At 67.8% G+C, this 13,487-nt stretch carries 13 protein-coding genes; 4 read left to right on the top strand and 9 right to left on the bottom strand.

Features of this window, described 5'->3' with window-relative positions:
• Window positions 1–231 precede the first annotated feature (231 nt).
• Entirely contained in the window at window positions 232–1,368 is a 1,137-nt protein-coding gene (locus tag AOZ06_RS51595; RefSeq protein WP_083472547.1) for an IS701 family transposase, read from the bottom strand.
• Window positions 1,369–1,483: 115 nt separating this feature from the next.
• Between AOZ06_RS51595 and AOZ06_RS51600 the strand changes: the two genes are divergently transcribed.
• Window positions 1,484–3,073 (top strand): sensor histidine kinase, encoded by a 1,590-nt coding sequence (locus AOZ06_RS51600; protein ID WP_054296074.1) that lies wholly within the window; start codon window positions 1,484–1,486, stop codon window positions 3,071–3,073.
• On the top strand, window positions 3,070–3,735 hold the full coding sequence (locus tag AOZ06_RS51605; RefSeq protein WP_054296075.1) for a response regulator: 666 nt from the start codon (window positions 3,070–3,072) through the stop codon (window positions 3,733–3,735). Before AOZ06_RS51600 ends, AOZ06_RS51605 begins: the two co-directional genes overlap by 4 nt.
• An 11-nt stretch (window positions 3,736–3,746) precedes the next feature.
• Here AOZ06_RS51605 and AOZ06_RS51610 read toward each other — a convergent pair whose 3' ends face one another.
• Entirely contained in the window at window positions 3,747–4,385 is a 639-nt protein-coding gene (locus AOZ06_RS51610; protein WP_054296076.1) for a GntR family transcriptional regulator, read from the bottom strand.
• Window positions 4,386–5,460: 1,075 nt separating this feature from the next.
• On the opposite strand from AOZ06_RS51610, the gene AOZ06_RS51615 reads away from it, so the two are divergent.
• Entirely contained in the window at window positions 5,461–6,438 is a 978-nt protein-coding gene (locus AOZ06_RS51615) for a pyridoxal-phosphate dependent enzyme (RefSeq protein WP_054296077.1), read from the top strand.
• Here the strand turns inward: AOZ06_RS51615 and arfB are convergent.
• From arfB to AOZ06_RS51650, 7 genes are all read right to left on the bottom strand, one after another.
• A complete protein-coding gene (arfB, locus tag AOZ06_RS51620; RefSeq protein WP_054296078.1) occupies window positions 6,428–6,856 on the bottom strand; it encodes an alternative ribosome rescue aminoacyl-tRNA hydrolase ArfB in 429 nt (142 codons plus the stop codon). The genes AOZ06_RS51615 and arfB overlap by 11 nt on opposite strands.
• A 40-nt stretch (window positions 6,857–6,896) precedes the next feature.
• Window positions 6,897–7,943 (bottom strand): phosphoribosylformylglycinamidine cyclo-ligase, encoded by a 1,047-nt coding sequence (gene purM / locus AOZ06_RS51625; RefSeq protein WP_157233951.1) that lies wholly within the window; start codon window positions 7,941–7,943, stop codon window positions 6,897–6,899.
• Between the two features lie 49 nt (window positions 7,944–7,992).
• Window positions 7,993–9,528 carry an amidophosphoribosyltransferase gene (gene purF / locus AOZ06_RS51630; RefSeq protein ID WP_054296079.1) on the bottom strand — a complete coding sequence of 512 codons (1,536 nt, stop codon included), beginning with the start codon at window positions 9,526–9,528 and terminating at the stop codon, window positions 7,993–7,995.
• 331 nt (window positions 9,529–9,859) lie between these two features.
• Window positions 9,860–10,195: a sterol carrier family protein gene (locus AOZ06_RS51635; protein ID WP_054297538.1), complete on the bottom strand. Its 336-nt coding sequence runs from the start codon at window positions 10,193–10,195 to the stop codon at window positions 9,860–9,862.
• A 53-nt stretch (window positions 10,196–10,248) separates the two neighbouring features.
• Complete coding sequence (locus AOZ06_RS51640) at window positions 10,249–11,058, bottom strand: ESX secretion-associated protein EspG (RefSeq protein WP_054296080.1); 810 nt, start codon at window positions 11,056–11,058, stop codon at window positions 10,249–10,251.
• On the bottom strand, window positions 11,055–12,365 hold the full coding sequence (locus tag AOZ06_RS51645; RefSeq protein ID WP_054296081.1) for a PPE domain-containing protein: 1,311 nt from the start codon (window positions 12,363–12,365) through the stop codon (window positions 11,055–11,057). The genes AOZ06_RS51640 and AOZ06_RS51645 overlap by 4 nt, the downstream gene beginning before the upstream one ends.
• A 15-nt stretch (window positions 12,366–12,380) precedes the next feature.
• Window positions 12,381–12,701: a hypothetical protein gene (locus tag AOZ06_RS51650; protein WP_054296082.1), complete on the bottom strand. Its 321-nt coding sequence runs from the start codon at window positions 12,699–12,701 to the stop codon at window positions 12,381–12,383.
• A 235-nt stretch (window positions 12,702–12,936) separates the two neighbouring features.
• On the opposite strand from AOZ06_RS51650, the gene AOZ06_RS51655 reads away from it, so the two are divergent.
• Complete coding sequence (locus AOZ06_RS51655) at window positions 12,937–13,476, top strand: type VII secretion system-associated protein (RefSeq protein ID WP_054296083.1); 540 nt, start codon at window positions 12,937–12,939, stop codon at window positions 13,474–13,476.
• The last annotated feature ends 11 nt before the right edge of the window (window positions 13,477–13,487 follow it).

The following is a 13,487-nucleotide window of genomic DNA, read 5'->3' on the forward strand; positions in this document are numbered from 1 at the left end:
CTGTGACCTGGACGACAGCGTTGACTTATGTTGCACGCGGTTTACCGTGATGTCGCGCTTAGTACTGCAACGACAGGTTGTGATGTCCGCGTCTGCGGTAGTGGCTGATACGGGCGCGGGTCTGGCTTGTTCGTCGCCAGTTCGACCAGTGCACGACGTGGCGGATCGTGTGGACCACCGGTGCTGTGATCCGATTCCATAAGCGGCGGATCTCGTTGGCGGACAGCGGAATCAGGGCGCGGTCGGTACCGGATGTGGTGCCCCCTTTTTCGCGGCTTCTCTGGTGATCACCAGAAATGCCGCGGCAGCCATGGACAATGTGATATGCCGGTACCACGCCGCATAACCTCGAACCTGGTAATGGTCCAGCCCGGTCTCGTTCTTGGCGGTCTGGAAGGATTCCTCAATGGCCCAACGAGATCCCGCGACACGTACAAGGCGCTCCAGAGTGGTCTCACCAGGGCCGAAACAGACGTAGTAGGCGATGTCGGTGGGATCGGTCAGGCTGCGGCGAGCCAGCAGCCAATGCCCTCGCTCGGTCAATCGCAGCGGGCGGATATCAACCAGCGCCCAGTCGTACACCCGGTGACCATGAGCACCGTCACCACAACTCATCCGTGTCCATGAGTCCTCGGTCACCTCGGCGATGACCCGATCGACCCGAACCTTGGTCAACTGCATGGTGACCACCATCGAGTTCTTCGCCACCGCCAGGACATGGGCGATGTCCTCGGATTCCAGCCACATCCGCAACTTCGTGTCCACGCCGTAGGCCTCATCGCCGGTGACCCACCCGAACGGCATCCCGCCACGCCTAGCGCGCTCAATCATCCGTCGCGCCAGAACGGGTTTGGTCGCCAGCGTCACCTCATCCGGGATACCGGCCCGGCGGCAGCGCTCCCGATCAGAGATCCACTCCTTGGGCAGGTACAACTCCCGATCGATCAACGCCCGGCCCCGCTCCGAGGCATACGCCAGGAACACACCGATCTGCGAGTTCTCGATCCGACCGGCGGTACCGGAGTACTGACGGGCGACCCCGGCGGACGTGGTCCCCTTCTTCAGAAAGCCAGTCTCATCGACGATCAGCACACCCTGCCGTTCATCACCGAGAACCTCGATCACCGCGCCACGCACCTCATCACGCACACCGTCGGCATCCCAGGCGTAGAAGTTCAGCAACCGCTGCATCCGTTCCGGCCCAGCGTCTCCCACGGCCTCGGCCAGCGTCCAACCATTCTTCCGCTCGGTCTCGCTGAGCAAACCCCGCACATACGACCGCATCTGCCGCCGGGACTCGACCCTGGGAAACCGCGCCGCGAACCGACCCATGAACGCCTCGAAACTTGCCGACCACCCAGTCGCCATCTCTTCCACCAACACCAAGATCAACTACCACGACACGACCACAGATTACAACCTGTCGTTGCAGTATTAGGCGCGTATCGAAGGTTTCGGTCCTTGTGTTCACGAGGAGGTGTGCATGGGCGTCAAGGGCTCGCTGGCCCGCCAACTGCTTGCGTGGCAGGTCGTGATCGTGATCGCCCTGCTCACCGGGGTCGCGGTGTTCTCGGCGATCCAGGCGAACGAGAACTTCATGGACGTCGCAGGCCGCCGGATGCTGCTGGCCGCCGAGAACCTCGCCGCCACCCCCACGATCCGCGGCACGGACACAGCCCCCGGTGTCGACGACGACATCCCCGGTGCTCTGTCGGACCCGCTGCGTTACCAGCAACTGCCGTCGTTCGCCGAGAGCACCCGCGCGTTCTCCGGCGCCGACCTGGTCGTGCTCGCCCGGCCCGACCTGACCGTCGTGAGCGCGACGACACCGGGTCTGACCGGCTCGAAACTGGCCGTCGGCTCGGACACCATCACCCGGTCGTGGGTCGGTGTCATCGGCGATTCGCTGGTCGCGCACGTGCCCGTGATGGACAACGGCAGCCACGTGATCGGGATCGTCGCGGTCAGTGTGGAGACACCGGGGTTCTTCGCCGGGATCATCGAGTCGCCCGCGGACGCGCTCGTCGCGCTCGGGCTGGCCACCGTGCTCGGTGTGTTCGGGTCGCTGTTGCTGGCCCAGCGCGTGAAGAAGCAGACCCTCGGGCTGGAGCCCGCCGAGATCACCGCGCTGGTCGAGCAGCGCGAGGCGATGCTGCACGGGATCAGGGAAGGCGTGGTCGGTCTCGACGGCAACAACCGGATCGTGCTGGTCAACGACCGCGCGAAGGCGCTGCTGTCGATCCCCGGCGACAGCGTGGGCACCGCCGTGTCCGATTTGGACTTCAACGAGCGGATGACCGACGTGCTGACCGGACGCGCGGAGGGCGCCGACCAGATCGTGTTGCGCCGCGGCCGGGTGCTGACGATGAACCGGATGCCGATCTCGCTGCACGACAAGTCGATCGGCTCGGTCGTGACCATGCGCGACCGTACCGAGATGGTCGCGTTGCAGAACGAGCTCGCCGCGACCCAGAACACCACGGACACCCTGCGCGCCCAGGCGCACGAGTTCTCCAACCGGCTGCACACCATCTCCGGCCTGATCGAACTCGGCGAGTACGACGAGGTCCGCCAGTTCATCACCACGGTGTCCAACACCCAGCAGCAATGGCACGCCGAAGTCAGTGCCCGGATCGAGGACTCGGCGGTGGCCGCGCTGCTGATCGCCAAAGCAAGCGTGGCCGCCGAGCACAGCGTCGGCCTGCGGCTGTCAGCAGGCAGCCGTTTGTCCGAAGTAGACTCATCGCTGTCCGCCGATCTGGTGACGGTGCTGGGAAACCTGGTGGACAACGCGGTCGACGCCCTCGGCGGCGCGCGGGACGGGTGGATCGAGGTGGACATCAGCGAACTCGACGACGCGATCCGCGTCGTGGTACGGGATTCCGGGCCGGGTGTGGCGCCGGAGATCGCCCGTGAGGTGTTCCGCAACGGGTTCACCACGAAAGCCGCGGAGGAAGGCGGCAAACGCGGCCTCGGGCTGGCGCTGGCGCGTCAGACGTGCATCCGCAGACAGGGCTGGATCGACGTGCACAACGAAGGGGGCGCTGTGTTCACCGCGATGGTGCCGCGATGATCAAGGTGCTCGTCGTCGACGACGACTTCATGGTCGCCAAAGTCCACAGTGGATATGTCACGCGCACCCCCGGATTCGAGGTCGTCGGCGTCGCGCACACGGGCGCGGACGCGTTGCGCGCGGCCCGGCAACTGCGGCCGGACCTCGTGCTGCTGGACATCTACCTGCCCGACATGGACGGACTCACTGTGCTGCAAGAGCTCCGCTCCAGCCAAGGCGACACAGACGTCATCGTGATCAGCGCAGCCAACGACGTGGACACCGTTCGGCGCGCGATGCGCGGCGGCGTCCTGCACTACCTGATCAAACCATTCTCCTACTCGGCACTGTTCGACCAACTGCGGCACTTCGCCACCCTGCACGAGAAACTCGACCGCCTCGCAGTGGCCGGACAGGCCGACGTGGACCAGGTGTTCGGCGCACGGCCGCGCGGCGCGTCCACGCTGCCGAAAGGCCTCACCGACCAGACCGCCGAACTCGTCTCCCGCGTGCTGCGGCAACACGCTGAAGGGCTGTCCGCCTCGGAATGCGCGCAGCTGACGGAGTTGTCCCGGGTGTCCGCGCGCCGCTACCTCGAACACTTCACCGAGTCAGGCAAGGCCGAGGTGACCTTGCGCTACGGCGGAACCGGGCGACCCGAACGCCGATACCGCTGGATCTAGAGGTGGGCCGGTCAGCCGTTCTCGATGATCTCCCGGAGCACTCCCACGTCCACCGTCCAGTTGCCGACCAGCTCACCCGCGGCCCGGTCCATGTCGTTGTTCATGATCGCTTTGGCGATGATCCGGTGCTGGGTTTCCGCTCGCATGATCCGCTTGCGGCTGGTGAAGTAGGCGTACTCGTAGCGGTGGATGACGGTCTTCTGGGCTTTGATCAGGTGCATCAAGCGCTCGTTGCGGCAGGACTTCAGCAGTTCGTCGTGCCACTCGTCGTCGATCGCCTGTGCTTGCGACGGGTTCGCGTCGAGCATGCGCTGCGCCAGTTCGTTCAGCCTCGGGACGCTTTCGACCAGGGTTCTGTAGTCGCAGTTGCGCAGGGCGAACGCCTCGAGGGCGCCGATGATGGGGTACGTCTCCTTGATCTCGTCCACCGTCAGGGGCAGGAGCCAGAAGCCCCTGTTGGGGCGGAGGTCGAGGACGCCTTCCTGGGCCAGGCCCGCCAGCGCTTCCCGGAGCGGGGTGCGGCTGACTCCCAGTTCCTCGGCGAGGTCGCCTTCGTTGATCCGCTCGCCAACCGGGTAGTCACCCCGGACCAGCCGCTCCAGCACCTCGTCGCGGATCTGCTCCCGCAATGGCCGCCTCGTGATCGCCATGCCGAATTTTAACATCCTGAATACAGAGTGCTACATGTAGAACGCTGTATTCAACACACAGTGCTCACTCTACCGCCACCCCGGGACACCCACGCGCCAAAGCACGCGCCACCGTGGGAGCCAAGTTGGTGCATCGCCGCCCATGAACACCAAGCCAGGCGCATCGCGTCGCACCACCCGCGCCAACTCAGTACGAACCGCCACGCACAGCCCGCGCCGACCCAGACGGATCGTCCCGCTCAGGCCCTCGACGCGGGACGTACCGCCATCCGCAGGGCGCCAGGATGCACGCACACTGAGCACCAAACACAGAATGCAACCTACCTGAATTCAGAATTCAGAATGTAGAGTGCAGCTCATGTACCTGAATCCAGCAGCAAAGACCTGGTCAGCGCCCACCTCGTCCAAAACCACCACCGCAGATGCGCCGCCCATCACCGCGCACGCTCAGCCCCCAGGCACTCCCGCAGCACGCTCGCCCAACCACCGAGCCAGCGCAGCCAACCCAGACCTCCCAGCCACCACGAACCGCCCAACTCCGGCGGACCCAACTCCGGCGGACCCCACCCCTGCGGACCCAGCGGGCGCGGACCCAGCCGCCACCGACCACTCAGCCCCCGCGGACAACCCGATTCGCGCAGACCGCCCCGCCGCCGCGAACCATTCCGCCACCACGAACCGCCTAGACCGCGCGACTGCCGAATCGGCTAGCGCAGACCAACCAGCCACCGCGAATCGCCCAACTAGCGCGAACCCCGCCAGTGCAACAGCCCCCACAGGCAACCCACACCCGGCCACCACGAACCACTCAGCCACCACGAACCACCCGGCCACCACGAACCATCCAGGTGGGGCAGACCAACCAGCGATCGCAAAACCGGCTACCGCGGACCCCACGAGTGCAGATCCAGCCACCGCAAGCCACTCAGCCACCACAGACCCAGCCACCGCAAACCCAGCGAGCGCAAAGCCAGCGAGCGCAGACCTAACCGCCGCAGGCCATCTCGCCACCGCGAACCACGCTGCCCTCGGGACTGGCGACTTGGTGGGCGATCCGAGGGTGTTGCATCGGGCGATGCCTGGGTTCGTGCCTACTCCGTTGGTCGAGGTGCCTGGGCTGGCGGCGGAGTTCGGGGTCGGCCGGGTGCTGGTGAAGGACGAGCATGTTCGGGCGGGGTTGCCGTCGTTCAAGATCCTTGGGGCGGCCTGGGCGGTTTTCCGGGCGCTCGGTGGCACGGCGGGCACGCTGGACGATCTCGACGTCGATCCGGGGACCACGCTGGTCAGTGCCACTGCCGGCAATCATGGGCGGGCAGTCGCGTACATCGCCAGGGTGCTGGGGGTTGGGGCGCACATCTTCATTCCCGGCGGCACCGCTCCCGCGCGGATCGAGGCTATTCGGTCTGAGGGTGCGACGGTCGATGTCGTCGATGGTGACTACGCGCTCGCGGTCAAGCTGGCTTCGGAGCGGGCTGACTCGGATCCGAAGGCGTTGTTCGCTCAGGACGTCGGTGACTCGATGACTCCGATCTGGGCGACCGAGGGGTATCGCACGGTTCTGCACGAGATCGACGAGCAGTTGGCTGGCACGGCACCTGATCTGGTGGTTGTGCCTGTCGGGGCTGGTGTGTTCGCGTCAGCGGTGGTGCAGCACTATCGGGGTGATGGTGCGAGGCCGGAGATCCTTGCGGTTGAGCCGGATTCCGCCGCGTGTCTGTTGAAGTCGTTGCAGGCGGGGAAGCCTGTGCATGTTCCCGGGCCGCATCCGTCCGGGATGGCCGGTTTGAACGCGGGTGATGTCGACGGGCACGCCTGGCCGTATCTGCGTAACGGCGTCGACGCGGCTGTCACCGTGACCGACGAGCAGACCCACGAGGCCATGCGGTCCCTTGCCGCAGCGAACATCGTTGCGGGTGAATGTGGGGCCGCGAGCCTCGCGGGGGCGCGTGTGTTCTTTGCCCAGCAGCAGCTCGGGCCGGATGCCGTGGTGGTGTTGATCAGCACCGAAGGCGTGCACGATCAGGCGAGCTACGAGGCCATCGTCAATCGCTGAACGTCGTGCGGCGCGACTGCTTCTTCTCGCTGCGGTGGCGTTTGCTCGCCAACCGCCGCTCCTTCATCGCCCTGGTCGGTTTCACCGGGCGGCGTTGGGGCGGCGGCGCTTGGGCCGCGCTGCGGAGCAGGGCTGCGAGGCGGTCGCGTGCTGCTTGGCGGTTGGCCAGTTGGGCACGGAATTCGCTCGCCGCGACCGTCACCACTCCGTTCACGAGCCTCCGGTCGAGGCGTTCCAGGATGCGGGGACGCAGTGTGTCCGGAATAGACGGTGAGGTTGCCACGTCGAACGACAGCTCCACTCGGCTGTCCGTGGTGTTCACCCCTTGCCCACCTGGCCCGGACGACCGAGAGAAGCGTTCGCGCAACTCGGCCGCTGGTATCACCAGCGCACCCGTCACGAACAAGTTCTCAGCCATGCCCCAAGTGTGCCGCGCCCCGGGCCGCAATGCCAATGCTTTAGAAGCGCGGGTGGTCGCCGCGCAGGTACGCGAGCGGGCTGCCCGGGTCCGCCACTTCGACCTCACCGATCACCCACGCGGGCATGTGGCGGGCGGTCAGGATCGCCAGCGCGCGGTCGATGTCTTCCGCGCTGAGCACCGCGACCATGCCAATGCCCATGTTGAAGGTTCGTTCGAGCTCGTCGCGTTCGACCCGGCCACGACGGCCGATCAGGCCGAACACCGGCGCGGGCGTCCACGCGCCGCGGTCGAGCACCGCTGTCAGGCCTTGGGGGATCACGCGGGCGAGGTTGGCGACCAGGCCACCGCCGGTGATGTGCGCGAACGTCCGGACGTCGGTCTCCGCCGCGAGCGCGAGGCAGTCCTTGGCGTAGATCCGGGTCGGCTCCAGCAGTTCCTCGCCCAGCGTCCGGCCGAACTCCTCGACGTGCCCCTCCAGCGGCATCCTCGCGATCTCCAGCAACACCCTGCGGGCCAACGAATAGCCGTTGGAGTGCAGGCCGGACGACGACAGGCCGATCACCACGTCACCGGGGCGTACTCGTTCCGCGCCAAGGATGTTGTCTGCTTCGACCACGCCGACGCCGGTCGCGGAGATGTCGTAGTCCTCCTCCGGCATCAGGCCCGGCCGCTCCGCGGTCTCCCCGCCGAGCAGCGCGCAGCCCGCCTTGACGCATCCGTCCGAGATTCCCTTGACCAGTGCGGCGATCCGGTCCGGGTTGATCTTTCCGGTGGCGATGTAGTTCTCCAGGAACAACGGCTCCGCGCCGCACACCACCAGGTCGTCGACCACCATCGCGACCAGGTCCATGCCGATCGTGTCGTGCAGGTCCATCGCTTGCGCCACAGCGATCTTCGTGCCGACGCCCTCGGTCGCCGACGCCAGCACCGGCTCGCGCCAGCGGTCGAGCTTGAGCTTGAACAGCCCGGCGAACCCGCCGAGCACGGACAGCACCTCCGGCCGGTCCGCCTTCTCCGCCCACGGCTTGAGCTTCTGGATGTGCTCAGCCGCGGTCTTGGTCGAGCCGGCGTCGTGCGGTGTCATCACCGAGCTGTCGTCCTTGTTCATGTGGTCACGGACCCCGAAGGTCGATTCAGGGACGCTGCAGGGCGTCTTCGGCACCGTACCCGTTGACCAGGACAGGGGTCGCCGCGCCGGCGACACCTTTCTCCACGCTCTCCAGCAGGTGCTTGCCGATCAACGCCGCACCGGGCAGTTCGATCGGGTAGTGACCGTCGAAGCACGCCGCGCACAGCCTGCTGCGCGGCTGCTCGGTCGCGGCGACCATGCTCTCCAGCGAGATGTAGCCGAGGGAGTCCGCGCCGATCGACCGGCGAACGCCGTCGAAGTCGAGGCCGTTGGCGATCAGCTCGGCCCGTGAGGCGAAGTCGATGCCGTAGAAACACGGCCATTTCACCGGCGGGGACGCGATCCGGACGTGCACCTCCAGCGCACCGGCCTCACGCAGCATCCGCACCAGCGCGCGCTGCGTGTTGCCGCGCACGATCGAGTCGTCCACCACGACGAGCCGCTTGCCGCGGATCACGTCGCGCAACGGGTTGAGCTTGAGCCGGATGCCCAGCTGCCGGATGGTCTGCGACGGCTGGATGAAGGTGCGGCCGACGTAGGCGTTCTTGACCAGGCCCATGCCGTACGGGATCCCGGAGGCCTGCGCGTACCCGACCGCGGCGGGCGTTCCCGACTCGGGCACCGGGATCACCAGGTCGGCTTCGGCCGGGTGTTCGGTGGCCAGCCTGCGGCCGATCTCCACGCGCGTGGCGTGCACGCTGCGACCGGAGATCGCGGTGTCCGGCCGGGCCAGGTAGACGTACTCGAACACGCAGCCCTTGGGCTCCGGCACGGCGAACCGGGACGACCGCAGGCCGTTCTCGTCGATCGCCAGGAGCTCACCTGGCTCGACCTCACGCACGAACGAGGCGCCACAGATGTCCAGCGCAGCTGTCTCACTCGCGACAACCCAGCCACGCTCGAGACGCCCGAGGACAAGCGGGTGCACGCCGTGCGGGTCGCGCGCCGCGTAGAGCGTGGACTCGTCGGAGAAGACCAGGCAGAACGCGCCCCGCAACGTGGGCAGCAGTTCCATGGCGGCCTGCTCGATGCTCACGTCGCCGGTGGCGTACGCGGCCAACAGCCCGCAGATCAGGTCCGAGTCGGTCGTCGCGCCGTTCTTGGTGGTGATGCCCGCCCGCTCGGAGCGTTCCAGCAGGTCGGCGGTGTTCACCAGGTTGCCGTTGTGGCCGAGGGAGAGGCTTTTGCCGCTCGCGGTGGTGCGGAACGTCGGCTGGGCGTTCTCCCACGTGCTCGAGCCGGTCGTGGAGTACCGGCAGTGCCCGACGGCGACGTGGCCCTTGAGCGAGTGCAGGATCTGCTCGTCGAACACCTGGCTGACCAGGCCGAGATCCTTGAAGACGACGACCTGCTGGCCATCCGCGACGGAGATGCCCGCCGCCTCCTGACCACGGTGCTGCAACGCGTACAGCCCGTAGTACGTGAGCTTGGCGACTTCCTCACCCGGGGCCCAGACTCCGAAAACGCCGCATTCCTCGCGGGGTTCCTCGTCGATGGTGCCGGCGTGGGGGGCTGACTGGTCCGACTGGTCGGTGACCACGCGAAGCGCTCCCTGGGGACGAATGCAGGCTGACCTCCAGTGTAAATGGCGCTGCCACCCGTTCGGACCATCCGGCTGTGGTGCGCCCCACTTTCGAGACCGCGTTTCCGCCCCACCGGCCTATGGCCGACGCCACGTGCGCCGCACCTTCCCAGGCCCAGCCCCGAATCCGAGCGACTTTCGCGAAATCGATCCCGTACATACAGTCCCCCACCCAACCCGGGGGGCGACCCCGCTCCAGCCTACCGAGGAAAGGGCTGGTCAAGGGGGCTACCGGCGGGTTGTGGACAACGGGATTTGCCGAAGGGATCACCGGTGCGGAGCGGGCTGGCTACTGGCGCACGTTCCGGACGATCGGGAGCAGGCCGCTGAGATCCGCGCGGGTGCCGGACGCGGAGACCTTCGTCGACTCCACGCCGTCGGTCCACGCCAGCAGGCCGGTCGCCAGTTCCAGCCACGTGCGCGGGTCGGTTTCGATCACGTTCGGCGGCGTGCCGCGGGTGTGGCGGGGGCCGGGGATGCACTGGATCGCCGCGAACGGCGGGACGCGGACCTCGACGGTGTGGCCGGGCGCGATCTGTTCGAGGGTGCGCAGACTGGCCCGCACGGCCGTCGCGAGGACGGGCCGTGCGGGGGTTTGGTCTGTTTCGCCGGTGAGCCAGGGCATCACCGCGGCGACCGCCGCGCGCAGTTCGTGCGGGTCGACTGGTTTCCGGGGCACTACTTGCTCGCAGCCTCGCGGACGATCTCGCCGAGCAGCTGCTCGACCTGGTGGGTCAGCCGACGGGTGTCGGTCGGGGAGATCGTCGTCCACGCGCTGCCGTCGCCGGACGCCTTGCGGACCTGCAGGTAGCGGCCGTCCTCGGTGTCGAAGAAGGCCACGACGCGCTCCGCACGGTGCCGCTTGCCCCACTTGTCGCGGGCCGCTGCGCCGAAGTTCCCGGTCGCCACCACGTCCTTGATCATGGTCGACAGCGTCCGCACGTCGTCTTCCCTGATCCCGCGGTTGCGCAGGGCCTGCTCGAAGCCCTTCTGCGTACCACCGGCGTTGTTGGCGGCCGTTTCGAAGTCGTCCGCGCGGATGTTCACCGACTGGCCCGGGCCCGCGGACACCGGCGACAACACCCCGGTGGCCACACTCGCCAGGGACTGCGGGGGCACGCTGTGGAACGTCAGGAAGGCGTCCGCCTGGATCGCGAGCACCGCTTCCTCCTCGCGCGCGGCGGCGAGGAAGCGGACACTGCGGCCGAGCCACGTCCGGCCGTCGACCTCGCGGTCGGGCCGGGCCAGGATCCCGAGCGCGCGCTCGATGCTCGGGTTCAGGTCGATCGCCCGGCCGAGTCCGCGCTGCTCGAGCCCGGTCCACGCCTGTTCCACCAACTGCTTGCGTTCGGTCCACGTCGCGCCCGGCGAGGGCACTTTGACCACGAGTGGCATGTCCTCGTAGCCGAAGTGCTCCCACAGGACGTCGAATTCGAGAGCCGAGATCGTGATCGGCCTTGGTTGCACGGGAGCGCCCAGATCGATCACTGGTGCTCTGGCTTCTCGCCGATCACCGAGGGCGCGACCGTGCGCTCGTCACCCCAGATGTCGTCGGTTTCCATCAGGTAGTCCGGCGTCTCGTGCTCGTCGTCGTCCTCGCCGTCCGCCCGGCGGCCGTTGGCAGGCATCCCCGCTTGGCCACCACGGCCACCTGGGCCCATGTTGCCGCCGCCGGGACCGGTACGCGGCGCGCCTTCCTGCGCCATCGGGTTGGTGCCCGCGCCGCCGGGACGCCCCTGCCGCCCGTCGTCCATCATCGACGAGTTCTGCCCGAAGCCCGCGTTCGGCCCGAGGCCACCGCGACCACCCGCGCCACCGCCACCGGAGCCACCGCCGGGGATACCGGGACGGCCACCGCTGGTGGGGCCCTGGCCCGAGGTGAACGGGCCACCACCGGGCACGAACTGACCGCCGCCCCACTGCTGGGCGTTGTTCGGCGGCTGGATCGGCGGCTTGGGCGGCGTCGGCTGCAGGCCGGGGTGGCCCTGCGGCGACGTGTAGCCCTGCTGCGAGGTGAACTGGTTCGGCGACACGTTGCTGCCGTGGTGCTGCACCTGCTGGTTCGGCGTGATGTTCGGCTGCTGAGCCGACTGGCCACCGATCGGCGAGTGGTGCACCGAGCTGGTCTGCGTCTGCTGGTTGTGGTGCACGCCGGTGTTGTTGTACATGCCGCCGGTCTCCACCGAACCGCCGTGCAGTCCGGGCGCGGGCGGCGGGGTGTCGACGACGAGCTTCGGCGGGTCCTCGAAGTGGCCGAGCGTGTCGGCGTTCCAGTCGCTGCTCTTCTCGTACTTCTGCATCGCCTGCACGGCCTTGCGGGCGGCCTCGTCCGACGCGCGCTCCTGCGCCTCGTGGTCGGCCGACTGCGCCGCGACGGAGGCGGCCGGGCCGCCGTTGCCGACCAGCGCGGCGGCGCCCGCGGCGACCATCTGCCAGCCCGACGGCTCCGGCGTGGTCACCTGCTTGGGCGGCGGCACCTCGTTGCGGGCGTCACCGACGTAGTTGCCCTGCAGCTCGAAGGACGTCTTCATGACGGTCGAGCCGTTCTCGGCCTTGGACGCCCAGTCCTTGAGCGGGTTCATCCCGGCGAGCGCCTGCTCGGACGACACGCCCTCCCAGTGGACGTTGAGGTCGCCGAGCTTCTTGTGCAGGGTCGCGCTGATGTCGTTCAGGCCTGCCGACAGGGTTCCCCAGAAGTCCGCGGGCGCGTCGGATGCGTTCGGGCCGGGACCCGCGTTGATCATCTCGAAGATGGCCTTGTGGTCGAGGCCCATCCACCTGATGTCGCTGTTCATCGTTGCCTAACCCCCTCAGACGTCCTGGAAGCCCTTGCCGCGCCACCGGTCGGTGTTGGAGCCCTCGACGCGCATGTAGCGGTCGTAGGCCTCGTTGAGCGCGTCGCCGGAGTTGCGCAGTTCCTGGCCGTACTTGGTCAGGGCCTGGATGGCGGCGATCCGGCCGGTGTCGCCGTTGCCCGTCTCGAACCGGGCGGCGGTGATCTTGCTGACCGGGTCCTGCGCCCAGGCGGGCGTCGTCATGCTCCGCAGGACCTGGACCAGGTCGTCGATCTTCTGGGCGGCTTCGTGGAACGCGTCACGGGCACCCGGAATCGCGGGCGGGTTGACCTTCACTGTGTGCGACGATCCCGACCCCGTGGGGCTCGGGGCCGACGACCCCCCACCATCAGCTATCAACACGGCGCGTCTCCCTGATCTGCCTGTGTGTTTGCGACGACTGTAGCTCTGATGCATGCGGTCCGGGAGTGGTTCCCGCAACCTCACAACTTTTTGCGCAACGATTTCGCGGCCGTCGTGTGACCCGGACCCCACTCCGCTCCGTGGTCGGAACTAGACCTACGATCACCGAATGCCGCCGGACATCACGCCCGAGATGCGGGCGAGCGCAAAGAGTAACCCGAACACGTGGCTGTACGTGATCGACCCGCTGTTCGAGTCCGAAGCCGACGTCCCGCCGTGGGGTGTGGTCGGTGCGTACCCGGTGGACGCGAGCGGCGAGATCGAGGACAGCTTCCAGCCCAACGACCGCTACCGGCCGTCACCGCAGGCCCTGCGGATGCCCGCGCCGCCCAGCGCGGTCGACGAGATGCTCCAGCTGATCAGGACCGGGCACCGGGAAGCCACGTCCTTGCCGCCCCTGCTGCTCGACGCGGCGCTGCTGCTCTACGCGGGGTCACCGCGGGAGCGTGACGTCATCGGCTTCCCGGACCCGGCGGGGCGCGTTTTCGTGCCCGTCTGCACGGTGGCGGAGCACGTACCCGCTGCCTGGCCTGGTTGGCGGGTCGTCAGCGGACGTGACCTGGTCCCGCTGCTCAGCGGTTTCCCGCTGCTGATCAACCCCGTCGGCCCGCTGAGCGCGATCGTCCCCGCCGCGCATCTCGCTGCCTGATATCCCCGAAA

The sequence above is a fragment of the Kibdelosporangium phytohabitans genome (assembly GCF_001302585.1).
GTDB lineage: Bacteria > Actinomycetota > Actinomycetes > Mycobacteriales > Pseudonocardiaceae > Kibdelosporangium > Kibdelosporangium phytohabitans.